Below are 19,251 nucleotides of genomic sequence, written 5' to 3'. Positions count from 1 at the left end.
CTGCTCTGCCATAGCATGCCAATCGCCCTGCTCGGGCAGCCACTGGTGATGAGCAGGGCATTGCCGCATTGCAGCCAGTGCCCCCCCTGCGTTGCAAGACGCACGTTTTGTCGATTGCAAATAATAAAGGTTCTCAATATGATCCAGTGAGATGCGGGCCGACCATCGAGAGATCGTGTAATGACTTCCCGCCCCCTCTCGAGCGGCCCCACGCACTGCCGTTCTGCGCGCACTGCATAACAACAGACCGATCAAGGGATCCACATGACTGCCTCTTTCCGTTTTGCCTCACGCAAGCCGCTGGCAGCTGCCATCGCATTGTCAGCCTCCATGTTCACCGGTGCCGCTCTGGCAGAGCATCATGGCGACGCGCATGACAAGGCGCTGACGGCCGACGCTGTCGTCGCCCAGTACGCCAACGTCGCACATGCCACCTACAGCGATGCCCTGGCCAGTGCCAATGCCCTGCGCGCCGCCAATGCCGCGCTGATCGAGTCGCCGTCCGAAGAGACGCTGGCCGCGGCACGTGCCGCCTGGAAGCAGGCGCGCGTGGCGTATCAGCAGAGTGAAGTGTTCCGCTTCGGCAATGCCATCGTCGATGACTGGGAAGGTCAGCTCAACGCCTGGCCGCTGGATGAAGGGCTGATCGATTACGTCGAAGGCGACGGCTATCAGGCCGAACTGGGTAACCCGGGTGCCAGCGCCAACATCATCGCCAGCGACAGCGTGCAGATCGGTGCCGACAAGATCGACACCACCGAGATCACGCCGGAGCTGCTGGCGTCCCTCAACGAGCTGGGCGGTTTCGAGGCCAACGTGGCCAGCGGCTACCATGCCATCGAATTCCTGCTCTGGGGTCAGGACATGCACGGCTTTGAGGCCGGTGCCGGCGAGCGCCCGGCGACCGACTTCGCCAAGGGCGATGCCTGTACCGCCGACAACTGTGACCGTCGTGGCGCCTACCTGCTGGCCGCCAACGACCTGCTGATCAGTGACCTGGAATACATGGTCGGCCAGTGGGCGCAGGGCGAGAAGGACAACTACCGCGCGGAACTGACCTCGCTGCCGGCCGGTGAAGGCCTCGAGAAGATGCTGTTCGGCATGGGCTCCCTGTCACTGGGGGAGCTAGCCGGTGAGCGCATGAAGGTCGCGCTGGAAGCCAACTCCTATGAAGACGAGCATGACTGCTTCTCCGACAACACCCACTACTCGCACTTCTACAATGCCAAGGGCATCCAGAACGTCTACGAAGGCAAGTACGTGACCCTAGACGGTCGCACCTTCGAAGGCCCGTCACTGCATGCACTCGTCGCCCAGAATGATCCGGAACTGGCCAAGAAGATGCACGAGGCACTGGACACCACCATGGGCCAGCTGCAGGTGATGGTCGACACGGCAGAAGCCGAGGGCGGCATGAAGTTTGACCAGATGATCGCCCCGGGCAATGCCGAAGGCGCCGAGATCATCAATGCCAGCATTCAGGATCTGGTCGCCCAGACCCGCCTGATCGAAGAGATCGCCGGCGATGTCGGCATCAGCGGCATGAAGGCCGATACCGCGGACCATGAGTTCTAAGCACACGCTCGAGATTGCCAGTCCATGGGGTGACGATTGATCCTCCCCATGCAGCGCAGCCCCACGCCCGAACCCGTCTACGCACAGGTTCGGGCGTTGATGCTTTTCGCGCCAGCATTTGATGCGCGTCTGCTGATTCTTTCAGGCTGCTGCGCAGCACCGGAAGAACCTGCAGCCTGACCGCGCAAGCCAGGACCTACATTGATGCCACACGTCGTCCCGAAACACCCCACACTCCACGCGTTGTCTCTCGCCATCACGCTTGCCGCCCTGCCGCTGGGCGTAGCACAGGCCGCCCAGCCAGCGCTGACCGTGAGCGCGTATCTGGCCGAACTGCCATTGCAGGTCACCGACAGAAGCGGTGGCGACGGCAGCGTGCCCAAGCACGACACCAATGCCTACTCCCTGCCGGCCAAGAACCTGAGCTTCGATCAGCGCCTGTCCTTCAGTGTCGGCAACAGCTTCTTCAAGAGCCCCTGGGTGATCGCGCCCGCCAGCACCACCGCGCGCGATGGCCTCGGCCCGCTGTTCAACACCAACGCCTGCCAGAACTGCCACGTCAAGGATGGCCGCGGCAGCCTGCCGGCCGAGGGCGATCCCTCGGTGGGCCTTTTCCTGCGCCTGGGTCTGCCGGACAGCCACGAGGACAGCTGGAGCGATGAGGAGCGAGAATTCCGGCGTATCGCCGGGGTGATGCCGCATCCTGTCTATGGCACCCAGCTGCAGAATGCCGCCGTGCCCGGCATCGAGCGCGAAGGCCGCATGCAGGTGGATTACGAGGATGTGACGGTGACTCTGGCGGACGGGGAAGTCATCGCGTTGCGCAAGCCGCGCTATTCCATCGTCGAACCCGGCTTCGGTGACCCGGGCGCCATCGCGCTCTCCCCACGTCTCGCCCCCGGCATGGTGGGGCTGGGGCTGCTCGAGGCGGTCAGCGACGAGAACTTGCTCGAGTGGGCCGACCCGCAGGATGCGGATGGCGACGGCATCAGCGGGCGCGCCAATACTGTCTGGTCACTCGCCGAGCAACGCGAGGTCATGGGCCGTTTCGGCTGGAAGGCCGGTCAGCCCGATGTGCGACAGCAGAGCGCCAAGGCCTTCGCCGGTGACATGGGGCTGACCTCCCATCTGGTCAGCTCCACCGACTGCACCCCGCTCCAGAAGTGCAAGACATTGCCCGATGGGGGGGAGATCGAGGTCGACGACAACGTGATGGACAACGTGGCCTTCTACTCGCGCAATCTGGCCGTGCCCACCCGACGTGATATCGATGACCCGACGGTGCGCCAAGGCGAGCAACTGTTCCGCGAGCTTGAATGCGCCAGCTGCCACCGTCCTCGCCTGACCACCCAGTCCGGCGGCGTGGCGGAACAACTGGCCGAGCAGACGATCTGGCCCTACAGCGACATGCTGCTGCATGACATGGGCGAAGGACTGGCGGATGATCGCCGCGAATTCGAGGCCAGCGGCCAGGAATGGCGCACGCCGCCCTTGTGGGGCATCGGCCTGGCCCAGACGGTCAACCCTGCCACGGGCTTCTTGCATGATGGCCGTGCACGCACCCTGCTCGAGGCCGTGCTCTGGCATGGCGGCGAAGCCCAGCCAAGCCGCGATGCCGTCGTGGCCCTGCCGACTGACCAGCGTGAAGCCCTGTTGCGCTTCCTCGAGACTCTCTGACAAGGAATACCCGTTCATGCCCCGCGCCACCTTCACCCCAGCTGCAACCCCGATGAAACCTGCCCTGCGCAAGACCTCGCCCCTGGCCCTGATGGCCTGTGGCATGACACTGCTGGGCGCCGCGCTATTGCCTACGAGCACACTGGCGGCGACGGACTCTTCTGCTGCCAACACAGACGCCGCCACAGACACCAACAGCGCAGCGGCCGTCAGCCAGTTTGCCGCTGACACGCTGAGCGAGGCGCACCAGCTACTTGCCAGCCGCCTGCAACAGCTCGCGCAGCATACTCAGGCGTTCTGCTCCGCCGAGGGTGACGTCAGCCTCGACACCCTCAAGCAGGACTGGCGCAGCGCCATGCTGGGGCTGAATCAGGTCAACTGGGTGGAAATGGGCCCGATCCTGCAGAACTCGCGTCAGTGGCAGCTGTATTTCTGGCCGGACAAGAAGGATCTGGTCGCGCGCAAGACCCGCGCCCTGCTCGCCGGTGATGTCCCGATCACGGTCGAGAGTCTGGCGGAGCAATCCATCGTCATGCAGGGGCTGGGCAGCGTGGAGTATCAGCTGTTCGATGCCCGCTATGCCGACTCGCCCCTGACGGCCGACTCGCGCCGCTGCGAGTTGATGACGGCCAACACCGCCTACGCCGCCAATACCGGCAAGACGCTGCGTGATGAGTGGCAGCAGTTCGCACCGCAACTGGCCGAAGGCACTGGCGCCTTCAGCGATTCTCGTGACGCCGTGCTGTCTCTGGTTCGCGCGCTGACCGTGCAGCTGGAAGCCATCAAGGACCGCAAACTGCGCCGGCCGATCGGCCTCGACAACGGCGGCACGGCCAACCCCTATGCGGCTGAGTCCTGGCGCGGCGGCATGGGGCTTGCCAACATCGCGGCGACCCTGGCAATGATGGAACGCCTCTGGCTCGGCAATGACGAGGCCGCTGGCATTCAAGGCTACCTGAATGGCCAGGTCGACCCGCGCATGGTGGCCTCCACCACCAGCGATTTCGTCGATGCCCGCCAGGCCTTCGCCGCCCTGCCGGATGACCTCGCCGGCATACTGCGCGATGACCCGCGCAATGGTGAGCTGCAGCAGGCCATGATCCATGTCGAGACCCTGCAGGCCGGTTTTGCCGACACGCTCAACCCGGCGCTTGGCCTGTCACTGGGCTTCAACAGCACCGATGGCGACTGATCAGGGCGGGGAATTGTGAATGGCAGTGGCGAATGGTGAATTGAGAGCGGCGAATGACAACTGACAAGGGGCCAGGCGAGATGCCTCACGGCATGACAGACACACACGCAGCCGACGCCCGCCAGCGACGTCAGCTGCTCAAGGCGTTGGCCTGCACGCCCCTGATGGGCATGCCCGGCGGCATGGCCGTGGCGGGCGGCAACAACGCCGCCAGTGCCCAGGGGCGCGAGCCACTCGGTGTGGCCATCTCGGCATGTGACGATGACACAGGGCAGCACTTTGCCAGCTGCACCAGTTATCAGGGAGTGGAGCGCTGGCGCCAGCCGATACGCCAGCGCGCCCACGGCGCCACCCGACATCCTCACAAGCCGTGGGCGCTGATCTTCTCACGGCGTCCGGGGACGGAAATCAATGTCTTCGACCTCGATAGCGGTGAGCGGATCGCACGCATCGAAGCCGCACCGGACCGCCACTTCTATGGGCATGGCGTATTCAGCCCGGATGGCGGCCTGCTCTACACCACCGAGAATGCCATCGCGCCCGGAGAAGGCCGCATCGGCATCTACGACGTGAATCGCGACTTCGCGCGGATCGGCGAGTTCGCCAGTGGCGGGATCGGCCCGCATGAAATTCGCCTGCATCCGGATGGACAGCAGCTGATTATCGCCAATGGCGGGATCCTGACGCGGCCTGACACCGGTCGGGTCAAGCTCAACCTGGACAGCATGCAGTCGAATCTGACCTTGCTCGACCGTGTCTCGGGTGAGGTACGATGGCAAGGCGAGCCCTCCCATCACCAGCTGTCATTGCGCCACCTGGACGTCAGCCGTGAGGGCACCATCGTCGCGGGCTATCAGTACCAGGGCCCCGCGGCGGACCACCGCCCGCTGGTGGTGATGAAGCATCCCGGCAGTGACCGCTTGCAGGAACTGCCGTTGCCGCGGGAATACGTCCCACAATTCAAGCAGTACATCGCCAGCATCGCCGTCTCCCCCGATGGGCGACTGGCCGTGGCGACCGCCCCGCGCGGCAATCTGATCACGCTCTGGAATCTCGCGACGGGAGAGCTGGACACGACTCTGGACTTTGCTGACTGTGCAGGCGTTCTGGCCGTGCCGGCCACGCAGCAGACGCCGGCAGGCTTCGTGGTCAGCAATGGTCGTGGCGAGTGGCTGCTGATCGATGAGGAGGGGCTGCCGGCGCTTGGCCCGGTGCGGCTGGCGAATACCCACTGGGACAATCACTTGGCGCTGATGTAGCAAGCGGTAACCATGCCCCAAACGCGCATGTCTCAAGATGACAATGCCTCAGGAACGACAAGGCCTCGCAGGTAGCTGCCTGCGAGGCCTTGTCGTTGATAGATTGCCATGCTCTCACGAGCATCAGCACTCAAAAGCAGCCAGCTGCCTCAGAAGTGATAGGTCAGACTCCCGATGATGCTGCGAGACTCTCCGTAATAGCACCAATAACTGCAACTGGCGACATACTCCTTGTCGGTGAGATTGCTGACATTGACCTGCGCACTCAACTCGCGAGTGAAGTCATAGCCGACCATCGCATCGAACAGCAGATAGTCGGACACGGTGGCATCGCCATCCACTGATTCGCCGACATAACGGGCACCCGCCCCCAGACGCAGCCCCTCCAGGGCACCACGCTCGAAGGCGTAATCCAGCCAGCTGGAGGCCTGATGGCGCGGTATCAGCGGGGCACGCACATCGTTTTCCAAGCGTGCATCGGTATAAGTGTACGCTGAAGTCAGTTTGAGATGGTCCGTCAGATAACCGACCATCTCCAGCTCGAAGCCACGCGACTGGCGTTCCCCTTCCTGAACCTGAAAACCTCCGGTGGTGACAAGAGTATTGTCCTCGGTGAGTTCAAAGACGGCAGCCGTAAGATACCCATCCCAGCCCGCAGGCTGGTACTTGGCGCCCAGCTCCCACTGACGACCTTCGCGAGGCTCATAGAGCGAACCGCGATCATCGGTCGCGCTGATCGGCTCGAAGGATTCGGTATAGCTCAGATAAGGGTTGAGGCCGAAGTCACTCAGGTACATCACCCCGCCCGACCAGCTGATCTCGTCATCATCGGAGCGCTCACGAGACCCCGTCGTCTGATTGACGTTCTCGGTCTCGGCCTGGTCGTAGCGCACCCCCGCCAGCAGTACCCACTTGTCGTCGATGCGCAGCTGATCCTGCACGTAGAGACCGATCTGCTCCTTGTCGATATCGCGCCGCGTGATCTGTTCATCGCTCAATGCGGTGTAATTGCCGTATTGCGGATCAAACAGATCGATCGGGTCGCCGAAGGCATAGTCATCCGCTTCCTTGCCCGACAGGCTCAGATTCTGATAATCCACGCCCAGCAGCAAGGTGTTCTCGGTGCGCTCGCCATACCATTTGCCGATGGCCCGGTTGTCGACGGTATAGCTGTCGATGGTGCCCTCGCGGTACAGAAGCCCCCGCTGACCTTCGCGCGCCGAGGACTGATAGAGGATGTAGCTGCTGATCAGGTCGAGATCCAGCTGGCTATAGCGGAAATCCTGCTCCAGCGCCCAGGTGTCGTTCACTTGATGGCGCAACTCATAGCCCAGGGATGTCTGGGTACGCTCATCCTTGTCATACCCCGGTTCACTGTAATTGGTCTGCGGGTCCACCTTGCCGAACGGCGTATCATCATTGGTGCCATAGGCCAGCTTGAAAGCGTTGGTAGGTACGCCATCATCCTTCTGGAGGCTGGCGAGTAGCGTCAGCTGGGTCGCATCCGAAATGTCCCAGGTCAGGCTCGGTGCGAAGTAGTAGCGCTCGTTCTCAGTATGATCCAGATCCCCATCACGTTCGCGATACAGCCCTACCAGACGATAGCGCACATCCCCGTACTCGCTCAGATAACCACTAGTATCGAGCCCCGTCTGGCGAAGACCGCGATTGCCGATCTGCAGCTGCAGTTCCGTCTGGGGCTCATCGGTCGGGCGCTTGCTGATGGCATTGATCAGACCGCCAGGAGGCGCCTCCCCATAGAGGATGGAGGAAGGCCCCTTGAACAGATCGACCCGCTCCAGGCCCCAGGTCTCCGGCAACCACTGATAGAACCCTTCACGGTAGATGCGCAGGCCATCCTGATAGGTGGATTGATCAAAGCCACGCACCTTAAACCAGTCGGTATTGTTATCGGATCCATAATGGCCAGACAGGACGCCGGCACGGTAGCGGAAGGTTTCATCGAGCTGCTGGACGTTACGCGTGTCGAGCTCTTCGCGATTGACCGTCGAGACCGGACGCGGCGTCTCCACCAGCGGCGCATCGACTTTCAGTGCCGTTCCGACCACGACCATGGTGTCATCGGTCTCGGCGGCCAGCACGATGGCGGACTGTGACAGGAGCCATGCCGCGATGCAGAGCCGTATGGTGTGAGACAGTGGGGCTTGTGACAGAGCGGCATATGAATACGGTGCAGGTGCCGGCCGGGCAGCTGCCTGTCGTGATGATAGGTATCTTGGCATGTCGTGTTCCCTTGTAACGATCGTTTATGGTCAATCTCCCCTTCCGTCTCGTGGCGTCTCTCACTGGCACGCTCATATCCAATGCGGAATGGAATTAGGATGATTCGTATTCAACAAATGTAATTTGCGGTGACACACCGTTCTGCATGCACCTGCATGCAATCCCGAGAATGGCGCGTCTTACCGACTGCAACACCCCGAAGGCGATTCACTCTGCAGCCGGACATCATCCCTGACACATCACATGAGACCGTCTCCTGGGCTCACGTCCTGGCGTTGCGACTTCTTGCGCCTGCTACCTGCATCGCGTCTTCCATCTTCGTCCATGTTCTTCTGCCCAGCGCTCAGACGATGCCCAGCCCGTGTGACGTCTTGCAGGGCATCGGCAGGTATGCGCTTTCGTCTTCCCGGTCACGCTTCATCCAGGCGCGCCACAGCGTCCCGACTGATACGATCACGCTGGGCACCCGACAACTCCTGCAACTTGCCGGCGCGCATCTCGAACAATCTATCCGCTTGCCCGAAATAATGATCATCGTGACTGATGGCGAAGACCGTCTTGCCCATCTCGCGCAGACGCGGCAGCAGATCACGATAGAAGATGCGGCGGAATTGCGGGTCCTGATCTGCCGCCCATTCATCCAACAACACGATGTCGCGACGCTCTGCCACTGCCATCAACAGCGCAAGTCGCTTGCGCTGCCCTTGAGACAGCTCGGTATTGATCACACGGTTTTCCTCAAGCACCAGCTTCTCGCGCATCTGCAGGTAGTCGACCCACTGCGCGATCAATGCCGGGTCTGCCGGCCCACCGGTCGGACCCAGCAGGCGATCGAACTGATGGAAATCAGTGAAGACCGCCGAGAACTGCTGACGCCAGGCTTCCCGCTCGTCTTCGCCTATCGGGTGCCCGTCCCGCAAGAGCGTGCCTGAGCTTGGCCGATAGAGGCCGGTCAGAAGCTTGGCCAGGGTCGACTTGCCACTGCCATTGCCACCGATCAGGAAGACCAGCTCTCCGCGCCTGAGGGTAAGATCCAGCGGACCGACGCAGAAGGCCTGCGTGTCATTGTTCGCAATGTCCTGTCCCATATTCTCGCGGCCGGCGTAGCGAAAGCAGACACCCTGTAGACTCAGGGTCTGCCAGTCAGACTCGGCCGAAGTGCCTGCGGTTGAATCATGTCCGCGCGGCTCAGGATGTCGAGGAGACGCGAAATCGGCGTTGACCGGTGCCAATGCCAACTTGCGCAGCTTGGCAAAGGCCACATCAGCCCCCAGCAAGGTGGGCAATGCCCCCACGGCCTGGATCAAGGGCGTGCGCAGAAACAGCAGAGTCAAGGAAAAGGTCGCGGCGACTTCACCACTGGCCCATCCCAGGCCATTGGCCAGATAGAAGACAATACCGATGGCGCCCAGCATCATGATGTTGGAGAAGTTGACGGCGCTCAGGTGGTAGGTGTCCGCGCGCACGACGTGATGGCGATACTCACAGGCATTGACACTGTAGCTGGTGTCGAAATAGTCACGCGCACGTGGACGATTGAGCGCCAGCTCCTTGCGCCCGTCGATGACAGCTTCATAGTCGGCATAAAGGCGACTCTCCGCTTCACGCACCTCGGCCAGGTGGCGATAGACTCGCGTGACCATCCAGCTGCCCCCCATAATGGTCAAGGTCACCCAGATGGCGGTGATCAACATCATGCCGAGAGACAACCAGCCAAGATAGAACACGGCTCCTAGGGTCAGCACGATGCCTTGTACCAGTTCTGGCAGGCGCACGAACGCCAGGGTGATGTTGCGGATGTCACTCGAAAGACTCGCCAGCAGGTTGGCGCTGCCGAGCTGCTCGAGCCGCTCGATATCAGTATCGAGGATCTGCTTGACCAAACGCCCGCGCAGTCCATGCACGAAATGATGCCCCAGCGTCGTCAATGCCAACTGTGCCCCCAGCGTGATCGCAAGCAACAGCAGAATCAGCCCAAGAAACTCCGGAAGCACCCCGACATGGGCCGCAAGCCCCTCGTCCAGGGGGACGGTGGCAGAATGCGCGATGAGTCGCTGGTTGATATAGGCAATGACACCGATGCCTAGCCCTGCACTGACAAGGCTCAGAAAGATCACACCAAGAAAGGACCAGCGATATTGGGTAAGAACCACTTTCAGTAACGTCACACCTGCTCCCGGACATCATGGCAATCAGACCGCCACCAAAAGGCGGCGACGCAGGTCATGTGACTGCGCCGAAAGAGAATCTTACGGCGCGCATACTTTAATGCAAGAAATAATGAGAAATATTATCACTACGGAATAACGACTATAGATGCCGTCGCGCGCCCCCCCCTCTTCTTGCACCACTCCCCGATAGGAACACCCCCGCTCATGGGCCACTCCTGTGGCCGTAAGCCTCACCACAGCATCATCTGACGATCCAGCAGCCGATCGAAATCATCGTCGACGAACGGCAGGATGCCATCGGCGACGGGCTTGAGCTGACGACTCAGGTAGTGCTCGACATCAATGGGCGAGCGCAGATATTCGACGGGTTCCGGGCCGGAGGTGGTCATCACATAGCGAATCCAGCCGCCGCGCTGATAGCGTAACGGCAGGCCCCGCCGGCGGTTCTCGTCATCCGCCAGACGCGCCGCACGGACATGGGGCGGCACGTTGCGCTGATAATCGTCGAGCTTGCGCCGCAGTCGCTTGCGGTAGATCAAGGCCTCGACATCCGTGGTGTCCGCCGCGCCATGGGCATGGCGTTGCAGGTAATCCTGCACGTAGCCTTTCAGATACTCCTGATAGGGGCTGCCTTCGAAGATGCGGCGATAAAGTCCCTGCTGGAAGGTCTTGGCCAGCGGCGTCCAGTCGGAACGCACCGACTCCAACCCCTTGAACACCAGTTCCGTCTGGCCGCTGCAGCCTGTCTGTTGCAGTCCGGCGTAGCGTTTCTTGCTGCCCTCTTCGGCCCCGCGAATGGTCGGCATCACGAAGCGCTGATAGTGGGTCTCGAACTGCAGCTCCAACGCGCTGTCGAGATCGAGACTGTCCTTGAGATGCCGTCGCCACCAGTCGGTGACATGGGCCGCCAGCTCACGGCCGATCCGGCTCGCCTCGGCTTCCTCATGCGCAGCGCCCAGCCACACGAAGGTGGAGTCGGTATCGCCATAGATGACGCGATAGCCCTGCGCCTCGATCAACTCCACCGTCTGCTGGATGATCTGATGGCCACGCCGCGTGATCGAGGACGCCAGCCGTGGATCGAAGAAACGACAGCCGCGTGATCCCAGCACGCCGTAGAAGGCATTCATGATGATCTTGAGCGCCTGGGTCAGCGGGGCGTCACCCGCCGCGCGGGCGGCGTCACGTGCTTGCCAGATCTCGGCGACGATGCCTGGCAGACAATGTCGATCACGCGAGAACCGCGCGCCGAGAAAGCCGGGCACACCGGCCTCAGGGGCATCATCCGAGCTGTTCTCCGACCCACGCAGCCCTTCGATCAGGCCCAGCGGGTCGATCAGGAAAGTGCGGATGATGGAGGGATACAGACTCTTGAAATCCAGCACCAGCACCGAGTCATAAAGCCCGGGCTGGGAATCCATCACGAAGCCGCCGGGGCTGTCCTCCCCCACCACGTCTCCCAGATTGGGCGCGACCTTGCCCAGCCGGTGCAATCTCGGCAGATACAGATGCGTGAAGGCCGCCACCGAACCACCGCTGCGATCTGCCTCAAGCCCCGTGGCTGCCGCCCGCGCGAGCAGAAACTCCATCAGTCGCGTCTTCGTGAAGATGCGCGTGACCAGCTCGCAATCCTTGAGGTTGTAGCGCGCAAGGGAAGGCTTGTCCTCGGCGAACATGCGCAGAATCTCGTCCAGCCGGCCATAGGGGTCATCGATGGCCTTGCCTTCCTGCAACAGCTCACGCGAGACATTCTCGAGGCTGAACGACTCGAAATGCCAGAAGGCTGACTTGAGCGCCTCGATGCCATCCACCACCCAACGCCCGGCGATCTCGGCAAAGAAGTGCTCGGCCTGGCGGGAATGAGAGCGCCACTGCATCACGCTGGCGTCACGCCCCAGTCGCAGTGGCAGACCTTCGGCCTCTGACAGCCGCACCAGCATGCGCAGATCGAACTGGATGACGTTCCAGCCGATGATGACATCCGGATCATGCCTTGCGACCCAGTCCAGCAGGCATTGCAGCAACTCACGCCGGCTATCGCGGTACTCCAGCGAGAAATCGCGGCTGACGTTCTCCTCGCCATTGGGGGGCCCCAGCATGTACACCTGACGCTGTCCGCAGCCCTCGAGCGCGATGGAATACAGATTGCCCCGCGCATCGGTCTCGATATCCAGCGATGCCCAGCGCAGCGGTGGCCGATAGCCCTCAAGCGGTGTCAGGCGCGCATTCTTCACGCTGCCATCAGGCTGGCGCTCGCCGCGTGCCGTGACGCCTGCCGTGATGAAACGCTCCATCAGGTAGCGGTCCGTCGGACGAACATCCGCTTCATAGACGTCGACGCCAATCGCCTTCAAACGGCGCGCCAGCTGGCCCAGGGTGCGATATTCACGACAGTAGAGCCCCACCACCGGGCGATGGTGGAAGTCTTCCAGTGCCAGCGGACGCAGCTCGGCGCCGGCCTCAAAGCTCACCAGTGTCTGAGCCAGTACCTGCTGTTCGGCGGGCAGGAAAGCGACGACTTCCTGGGGTGCACATTCGACACGTACGGCGCCTTCGTCGGTGCGAATCCAGAAGCTGATCACCACCCCCTCGGGCGTGTCCCGCCAATGACGTGTCAGCACGAAGCCATGAAGTTCAACAGGAGCGTGGCGGGAATCTTCGGATGCGGCCTCTGGCACTGCATTACCTTTACGTTGAATATACGAATGCCGGGCAGGATGAGAGCAAGACGCGTCTGCATCCTCATACGATAATATGAATTCTGTATCGTACAACATCCGGCGTGAAGCCTGAGCTTGACGACGGAAATACCGTGCCTTCCCGGCGACAGGATGGATGTCTGCGGCAAGGAATGCCTCTCCCGAGATAGCGGCACCCCACAAGGAGCCTGCGTCATGCAACGCTTTGAGATGATTCAAACCCTGCTGGGCCAGATGCTGGGCCAGATCGACGACATCATCTTGCTTGCAGATGATCAGCGCCACATCACCTACCTGAATGACAGCGCGGTGAAGGCATTCGGCTACCCGCGTGAAGCGTTGATCGGCAAGCAGACACGTATGCTGTATGCCTCCAGCGATGAGTTCGAGCGCCAGGGGCAGAGGCGCTTTCGTGTCGATGCCCCGCCCGAAAAGGAAGGTCGAGTCATTCGCTATCGACGCCAGGATGGCACCTATTTCTATGGGGAGACGCTCGGCGGCCCCATCAAGGACCCCACCAGCGACAACATCTTCATGTTCGGGCTGATCCGCGATGTCTCACGCCGCGTGACGGCGGAACATACCCTCCACAGCCTGCATGCCATCACCTCATCACGAGAACTCAACTTCAATGCTCGCATCGACGAGCTGCTGAAACTGGGCTGCGCCCATTTCGGCCTGCCGATCGGTATCTTCAGCCGCATCAAAGGCGGAGATTATGTCGTCCAGCGTGCCTGTCACCCGGAAGACCTGCTGGAGCCGGGACTTAGTTTCTCGCTCAGCGATACCTATTGCGATCACGTCTACAAGGCCGATAGCGTACAAGCCTTCCATCATGTGGCAAACAGTGAAATCAGAAATCACCCCTGCTACGCCAACTTCAACCTGGAAGCCTACATCGGGGCGCCGGTGATCGTGGATGGTGAACGCTACGGTACCTTCAACTTCTCAAGTCCTGACCCTGTACCGCCCTTCACCGCTCAGGACATCGAGCTGGTACGTCTCATCGCCTTGTGGGCCGGCCACGAAGTCGCGCGTGCCAATGACATCAATGCCTTGAAGGCAGCTCATCAGGCGCTCGAGAAGATCGCGATCACCGATCCGCTGACCGGCCTCTACAATCGCCGTCATGCCCAGCAAGTACTGGATGACAGCATCGCGGCACTGGCCACCGCCGAGGTTGACCACCCCCTGTGCGTGGCACTGCTGGATTTCGACCATTTCAAGAAGATCAACGACAATCATGGCCATGACGCCGGTGATCTTGCCTTGCAACACTTGAGCGTGCTCGCCGAGGAGATTCTGCTGCCCGGCGACACCCTCGCCAGATGGGGGGGCGAGGAATTCCTGGCGATTCTGCCTGACTCGCTGCTCAGTGACTCGGCCACGCGCATCAACCTGCTGCGACAACGCATGAAGGACAGTGTCGTGGAATACGCTGGCCAACGTCTGCCCCTGTCATTGAGCATCGGGATGACCTGCCTGGAACCCGATGACAGTGCCACGCGCGAGCAGTTGATCGCACGCGCCGATGAAGCCATGTACGCGGCCAAGGAAGAAGGACGCAACTGCCTCAGGATGCTGTAACGCAATGATTCGTGAATTGCTCCGTCCTGCCTGTCCTGATCAGGAGCGCCAAGCAGGACGGAGCCCGCTCACCAAAGCCCGCTCACCAAAGCCCTCTCACCGAAGCCCTCGCGCCGAAGCCCTCGCGCCGAAGCCCTCGCGTCATGCCATCCCCCCTCTCGCACTCAGGTAGCGAACACGCTAAGGTCAGGCCCATCCCCTACTGCTGAGCCACCCGACGTCGTCGTTGCCTATCCTCATGCCTTCACACGATTCCAGCGCTACGCCGCCCGATGCGTCCTATGCCTTCGGCCTTCCGGAAGACGGCGTGTTGTCTGACCAGCCCACCAGCATCGCGCCCTTGACCGCCACCCTTGCCTCGCCTGCCCCCGCTGACCGTCACCAACTCGGTATCTTCCTGCTGCCGGGCTTCGCGATGGTCGCGTTGTTCTCGATGATCGAGCCGCTGCGCATCGCCAATCGACTGCGCGGAACACGCCTGTATCAGTGGACACTCGCAAGCCAGGATGGCGCGTCGGTCAAGGCCTCCAACGGCATGGTGCTGCCGGTGGATACCGCACGTGATGACCTCGCCGCAGTGGACAAGCTGGTGGTGTGCACCAGCTTTGCCCCGGAAGCCTATCTGGAAGACCGCACCTTGCACTGGCTACAGGAGCGCTCCCATAGCGGCTGCCAGCTCGGCGGCGTAGACACCGGCTGCTTCGTGCTGGCGCGTGCCGGCCTGCTCACCGGCAAGACGGTGACGCTGCATTGGGAAAGCCTGCCGGAATTCAGCCAGCGCTTCGATGAGGTGGACGCCGTGGAGTCACTGTATGAAATCAGTGACGATGGCTTCTTCTGCGCCGGCGGCAGCGCCCCGCTGGACATGAGCCTGGAGCTGATTCGCCGCCAGCATGGTCAGACGCTCTATCAGGCGGTACGCGAACAACTGATTCTCGATCAGGGCCGCCTGCCGGCCAGCCGCCAGCGCGGCATCAGTCAGCAGACGGCCGATCTGGCCGACCCGCTGCTCAGGCGTGCGATCACGCGCATGGAGAACACCCTGGAGGCCCCGCTCAGCATCGAGGCACTCGCCGAGGAGCTCGGCCTCTCATGGCGCCAGCTGGAGCGCCGCTTTCAGCAAGGGCTCGGCTGCACGCCTCGCGCCTATCATGGGGAGCGTCGCCTGCTGCACGCACGCAGCCTGCTTCACGATACCCGCCATGGCGTCACCGATATCGCCCTGGCCTGCGGTTTCACCTCGCATTCGAGTTTCACCCGCGCCTTTCGCCGTCGCTTCGGCATTACCCCGACCCAGGCACGCCGTCAGCCACCACGTCCTCTGATGTGATCCACGCTCGATACCCGCAACGCGATGTCGAATTGGGCACAGTCGGTGTCGAATTGGGCACAGTAGCGAGCGCCGTGGGCTGCCATTCTGTCGGGGAATCGCTCACCTGACAGAAGGAAGGACTCTCCATGGCGCTCCCGATCACACCCGATTACGACAGCTGGCCAATTGACGAGACTCTCGTGAAGGTCGTTCACGAAGCACGCTATCTGAGCGTGACCTGGAGCGATGGCCGCGTCAGCCGTTTTCATAGTGTCTGGTTGCGCGAGAACGCCGCGGACGATACCACCGTCAATCCGGCGACGCGCGAACGCATTCTGGACCTCTCCCAGATTCCCGCCTGGCCGGAAATCGCCGAGGCCAGCATCGATGAGGACGGCGCACTCAGCGTACTGTTCACGCCAGAAGACCGCCGCCTGCGCTTCCACCCGGGCTTCCTGCGCGCCAATGACTATGACAACCAGGACGCGCTGCCGCCGGAACTGCCGCCGCTGACGCTCTGGCACGGTGAGCAGCTGGAACAGCCGCCGACCATCGATGCCGCCCGCCTGGCCGAGGCCGATCATGGCAGCGCGCAGGAGGCGGAGATTCTGTATCCGACCCTGCACGAACTGCTCGGCAAGGGACTGGTGCGCCTGCGCAACCTGCCGACGGAAGAAGGCGCCATCGAAAAGGTCGCCGAGCGCATCGGCTCGATCCGCACCACCAACTTCGGCCACCTCTTCAATGTCCGCGCAATCCAGAACCCGGATTCGAACGCCTATACCTCCATCGCCTTGCCGCCGCATGTGGACCTGCCGACCCGGGAATATCAGCCGGGCCTGCAATGCCTCTACTGTCTCGAGAACACCGTGGAAGGCGGCATGGCGGTGATGATGGATGGCTTCGCCATCGCGGCGGCGCTGAAGGAAGAACACCCCGAGGCCTACGCGACACTCACCACGGTGCACTGGCGCTACGCCAATACCTCGCGCAATACCGATCATGTCTGGTATTCGCCGATGATCGTGCTGGGTCAGGCAGGAGAACTGCTGGAGGTGCGAATCGCCGACTTCCTGCGCGGGCCGATGATGGCGCCGTTCGAGCAGACCGAGACCGCCTATGAGGCACTGATGACGCTACAGCGCATGTTGCGTGAGCCGCGCTTCGCCATGCGCTTCACCTATGCCCCCGGCGACATGGTCATCTTCGACAATCGCCGCCTGCTGCACGCCCGCGATGCCTTCGAGGGCGACAGCGGCAGCCGCTGGTTGCAAGGCTGCTACCTGGAACGTGACGAGGTGCGCTCTCGCTATCGCATGCTCAAGCGTGCCGAACGCGCCGAGCGGGTCGAGGAAGCTACCCAGACGGCGTGATTCGGCACGGCATGCCTCTGCTCGCGAATTGGCTCACACATCAGCTCACGCCGATGGCCGGCATGAGAATGAGAACGTGCGGGGGAATCAGGGCGTGCGTGGCGTGATGACGAGCGTGAAGCCGGGGTCCTGCGGGATCAGGGGCGGCAGACAACGCACCTCATGACCAGGCAACTGGCGGGCAAGACATCGGGTCAGCGTCGCAGGTTCACAGGCGCTGACCCATGCCGGCCTATCAGGCTTCTCGCCCCGCCAGTGGACGGCATGCATGCCCCATTCCGGCTCCAGCATGTGACGTGACAGGGTCTGCCAGGCCAGTTGATGGCGACCGCTGCCCGACACGATGCGCGTGGACAACGGCAGACGTTCGACATCACAGGCATCGATCACGATTCGCAGGCGTGGATGACGAAGAATCACCTCGACGAGTCTCGCGAGTTGCTCGCCCTGCTGCCAGTTGGCACTGATGCGACAGCTGATCGCCACGCAGGATGCCGGCGTCTCTGCCAGCACATCGAGAATGTCGCCGTGCACCACCTCTTCAAGCTGAGGCCGGCTCTGGCATCGTACGCCTGTCAGGCAGGTCATGTTGTTTGCGGCTGGCCGTGTACGTCACTTCCGATGCCTGATGCTGGCCCTGGCCTCAATGTTGATGCTCTGCATCATGTGATGAGTGAGGATGATCCTCAGCCCGGCCACTGTCCTTCGGCTCATGATTCTCTTTCGGCTCATGACTGCCCTCCGGCTCATGGCTGTCTTGTAAATCAGCAGGCCCATCAGCTTCCCTAGCGTGATGTGGTTGGCGGGTGTCATCGTCATGATGCGATGACGGTGATTGTGCAGTCTCGCCTCCGCCATGTTGATGACCATCACTTGCTGCCACAAGAGCCGTATAACGAGCAGCACTCATGTCCGGTAGCTCTTGCATGAAAGCGACCATCTGCCAGATATATTCATCCTGCATGCTCTTGCCCCATGCCGGCATTCCGCTGGCTTTTATCCCATGCTTGATGACCCAGAAGCGCTCTTCAGGCTCACCATGCATATCCGAAGATACAAAATTCGGTGGACTGGGGTAAAGCCCCTTGCTGAGCTCTGTCTCTTGCATGCCTGGCGCGAGATGGCAGGAGGCACACATCGATGCATAATTGCCGGCCCCCGCCACTTTCATGGCTTCATCATCGAGGGGTGGCGCGGCGATATCACTCGCGTGGCTTTCGATCGAACGTTCACGCGCCGTTTCAAGAATTCCATGGACCCATGACCCATGCGGATCATCTGCCGCGACACTGACGACGCCGGAGTAAATGACTCCGGCCCCTGCTGCCAGCAGCACCATGAATGCCAGACACATCCCCAACAATAATTTCTTCATGTCGCCCCCCTTTTAGACGGCAAGAATAGTCAATGACAAGGCTGTCAACCAAAGCGAAAAAAAAGGCCGACGAATGCCGGCCATCAACACGATCCAGAGTGACGCCTTATTTACAACACAACATCAATGAATAATTTTCAAATATCGCTCAGCAATTTACACTAAACCTATCATTGATCATCTTTCGCCATAACCACCTCTTATTCAAAAGCAACATTTAGAGAATAGCTACGCCCATTTTCGTCAGCCGAACCACTTATTGAATTTCCTGCGACCTCCAATTGGTAATAGCCTTCTTGGACATCCTGCTCCAGTGAAAAATGCCCATTATCATCAGAGGCTGTCGCGACGACATTTCCTTGTGGGTCCCGTAGCACAGCAGTCATCAGGTTGTTCTTACTCGAATCAGCTGCAAAATGTCGACTGCTGATCTTTAGAACTGCATCATGTTCAACGGCTATTTGGAAACGCAATGGCTTTCCAGCCACAAGTCCATATGTTTCTGAAACTCCAGCCGAAAGAGTCGGAAGACGGCTATGCTCATCATTGGCCTGCGTCACAGCGGTAAAAAAAGTCATGGTAGCAGCAAGTAACAGCGTTGATGTTTTCATGAAAATCATCTCTTTATGGGTTCACTTATCATCATGGCAACACAACCTGAAAACATCCTGAAAATGGAATAGATTATCATCACATTGTACAAAACCATAAGACATAGTCTCCCAATCAAAAGGCCATTCTGCATATTCATGTAAAACATGATCACGCAACTACACCACCGCTATTC

The 19,251-nt window shown here is 61.0% G+C and carries 13 protein-coding genes; 7 read left to right on the top strand and 6 right to left on the bottom strand.

From position 1 onward, the window contains the following. The first annotated feature begins 264 nt into the window (after positions 1 to 264). The 4 genes from U0O11_RS07700 (at position 265) to U0O11_RS07685 (ending at position 5,703) form a co-directional block, all read left to right on the top strand. Positions 265 to 1,575 carry an imelysin family protein gene (locus U0O11_RS07700; protein WP_172978656.1) on the top strand — a complete coding sequence of 437 codons (1,311 nt, stop codon included), beginning with the start codon at positions 265 to 267 and terminating at the stop codon, positions 1,573 to 1,575. Positions 1,576 to 1,779: 204 nt separating this feature from the next. Further along, the gene (locus U0O11_RS07695; RefSeq protein ID WP_153635677.1) at positions 1,780 to 3,252 is read left to right on the top strand and encodes a di-heme oxidoreductase family protein; all 1,473 of its coding nucleotides are present in this window, start codon (positions 1,780 to 1,782) and stop codon (positions 3,250 to 3,252) included. A gap of 16 nt (positions 3,253 to 3,268) precedes the next feature. Beyond that, positions 3,269 to 4,444, top strand: a complete 1,176-nt coding sequence (locus tag U0O11_RS07690; RefSeq protein WP_172978655.1) for an imelysin family protein — start codon at positions 3,269 to 3,271, stop codon at positions 4,442 to 4,444. A gap of 92 nt (positions 4,445 to 4,536) precedes the next feature. Continuing rightward, complete coding sequence (locus U0O11_RS07685) at positions 4,537 to 5,703, top strand: DUF1513 domain-containing protein (RefSeq protein ID WP_172978654.1); 1,167 nt, start codon at positions 4,537 to 4,539, stop codon at positions 5,701 to 5,703. A gap of 149 nt (positions 5,704 to 5,852) precedes the next feature. Here the strand turns inward: U0O11_RS07685 and U0O11_RS07680 are convergent, their stop codons facing one another. The 3 genes from U0O11_RS07680 to U0O11_RS07670 all read right to left on the bottom strand — a co-directional run bounded on the left by U0O11_RS07680 (position 5,853) and on the right by U0O11_RS07670 (position 12,796). Continuing rightward, complete coding sequence (locus U0O11_RS07680; RefSeq protein ID WP_240548795.1) at positions 5,853 to 7,778, bottom strand: TonB-dependent siderophore receptor; 1,926 nt, start codon at positions 7,776 to 7,778, stop codon at positions 5,853 to 5,855. Between the two features lie 579 nt (positions 7,779 to 8,357). Then, positions 8,358 to 10,115 (bottom strand): multidrug ABC transporter permease/ATP-binding protein, encoded by a 1,758-nt coding sequence (locus U0O11_RS07675; RefSeq protein ID WP_153635673.1) that lies wholly within the window; start codon positions 10,113 to 10,115, stop codon positions 8,358 to 8,360. A 233-nt stretch (positions 10,116 to 10,348) separates the two neighbouring features. Then, entirely contained in the window at positions 10,349 to 12,796 is a 2,448-nt protein-coding gene (locus U0O11_RS07670; protein WP_317291920.1) for a DNA polymerase II, read from the bottom strand. A gap of 216 nt (positions 12,797 to 13,012) precedes the next feature. On the opposite strand from U0O11_RS07670, the gene U0O11_RS07665 reads away from it, so the two are divergent. The 3 genes from U0O11_RS07665 to U0O11_RS07655 all read left to right on the top strand — a co-directional run bounded on the left by U0O11_RS07665 (position 13,013) and on the right by U0O11_RS07655 (position 17,089). After that, positions 13,013 to 14,404 (top strand): sensor domain-containing diguanylate cyclase, encoded by a 1,392-nt coding sequence (locus U0O11_RS07665; protein WP_317291919.1) that lies wholly within the window; start codon positions 13,013 to 13,015, stop codon positions 14,402 to 14,404. Positions 14,405 to 14,642: 238 nt separating this feature from the next. Continuing rightward, the gene (locus U0O11_RS07660) at positions 14,643 to 15,734 is read left to right on the top strand and encodes a GlxA family transcriptional regulator (protein WP_242007781.1); all 1,092 of its coding nucleotides are present in this window, start codon (positions 14,643 to 14,645) and stop codon (positions 15,732 to 15,734) included. A 128-nt stretch (positions 15,735 to 15,862) separates the two neighbouring features. Then, positions 15,863 to 17,089, top strand: coding sequence for a TauD/TfdA family dioxygenase (locus U0O11_RS07655; RefSeq protein ID WP_153635670.1), 1,227 nt, complete (start codon positions 15,863 to 15,865; stop codon positions 17,087 to 17,089). An 87-nt stretch (positions 17,090 to 17,176) separates the two neighbouring features. Here U0O11_RS07655 and U0O11_RS07650 read toward each other — a convergent pair whose 3' ends face one another. The 3 genes from U0O11_RS07650 to U0O11_RS07640 form a co-directional block, all read right to left on the bottom strand. Then, positions 17,177 to 17,623: a hypothetical protein gene (locus U0O11_RS07650; protein ID WP_153635669.1), complete on the bottom strand. Its 447-nt coding sequence runs from the start codon at positions 17,621 to 17,623 to the stop codon at positions 17,177 to 17,179. Between the two features lie 109 nt (positions 17,624 to 17,732). Further along, positions 17,733 to 18,464 carry a c-type cytochrome gene (locus U0O11_RS07645; RefSeq protein WP_153635668.1) on the bottom strand — a complete coding sequence of 244 codons (732 nt, stop codon included), beginning with the start codon at positions 18,462 to 18,464 and terminating at the stop codon, positions 17,733 to 17,735. Positions 18,465 to 18,664: 200 nt separating this feature from the next. Then, positions 18,665 to 19,075 carry a hypothetical protein gene (locus U0O11_RS07640; RefSeq protein ID WP_153635667.1) on the bottom strand — a complete coding sequence of 137 codons (411 nt, stop codon included), beginning with the start codon at positions 19,073 to 19,075 and terminating at the stop codon, positions 18,665 to 18,667. Between the last annotated feature and the right edge of the window lie 176 nt (positions 19,076 to 19,251).

The sequence above is a fragment of the Cobetia sp. D5 genome (assembly GCF_035666195.1).
In the GTDB taxonomy this organism is placed as follows: domain Bacteria; phylum Pseudomonadota; class Gammaproteobacteria; order Pseudomonadales; family Halomonadaceae; genus Cobetia; species Cobetia amphilecti.
Note: the sequence above shows the minus strand (reverse complement) of the source record. Positions and strands in the feature narration are given on the sequence as shown.